The organism is Streptomyces sp. NPDC051636 (assembly GCF_044453765.1).
Classification (GTDB): Bacteria; Actinomycetota; Actinomycetes; order Streptomycetales; family Streptomycetaceae; genus Streptomyces.
On the sequence record NZ_JBITDA010000098.1, the window covers coordinates 1 to 1,046 of the forward strand.

Here is a 1,046-nt window from a genome sequence, read left to right on the forward strand (position 1 = left end):
CGGCTGGCGGCGGCGTTGGCGCCGGAGGTGGACGAGGTCCTGGCCCGGTATCCGCTGCGGGAACTGGTCACCGCCTCCGAGCCGCTGCCCCTGCTGGTGGAACGCGAACGGGCCCTGTACGGCTCGTGGTACGAGTTCTTCCCCCGCTCCGAGGGCACCCCCGAGCGCCCGCACGGCACCTTCCGCACCGCCGCCCGCCGCCTCGACGCGATCGCCGCGATGGGCTTCGACGTGGTCTACCTGCCCCCGGTCCACCCCATCGGGCACACCTTCCGCAAGGGCCGCAACAACACCCTCACCCCCGGCCCCGACGACGTCGGCGTGCCCTGGGCGATCGGCTCCCCCGAGGGCGGCCACGACGCGGTCCACCCCGACCTGGGCACCCTGGAGGACTTCGACTTCTTCGTCGCCCGGGCCCGGGAGCTGGGCCTGGAGGTCGCCCTGGACTTCGCCCTGCAGTGCTCCCCCGACCACCCCTGGGTGCACAAGCACCCCGACTGGTTCCACCACCGCCCCGACGGCACCATCGCCTACGCGGAGAACCCGCCGAAGAAGTACCAGGACATCTACCCCATCGCCTTCGACACCGACATGGACGGCCTGATCGCCGAGACCGTGCGGATCCTGCGGCACTGGATGGCCCACGGGGTGCGGATCTTCCGCGTGGACAACCCCCACACCAAACCGGTGGTGTTCTGGGAACGGGTGATCGCGGAGGTAGGCCGCACCGACCCGGACGTGATCTTCCTGGCCGAGGCGTTCACCCGCCCGGCGATGATGCACACCCTGGCCCAGATCGGCTTCCAGCAGTCGTACACGTACTTCACCTGGCGCAACACCAAGCAGGAGCTGACGGAGTACCTCACGGAGCTGACCGGTGAGGCGGCGGCCTACATGCGGCCGAACTTCTTCGCCAACACCCCCGACATCCTGCACGCCTACCTCCAGCACGGCGGCCGGCCCGCCTTCGAGGTCCGCGCGGTGCTGGCCGCGACCCTCTCCCCCGCCTGGGGCATCTACAGCGGCTACGAGCTGTGCGAGAACAC

Annotated in this window: 1 pseudogene; it reads left to right on the forward strand. The window is 70.5% G+C overall.

The window, feature by feature from the left end:
* Positions 1–1,046, forward strand: a pseudogene (locus ACIBBH_RS42555) (alpha-1,4-glucan--maltose-1-phosphate maltosyltransferase); the annotation flags it as partial.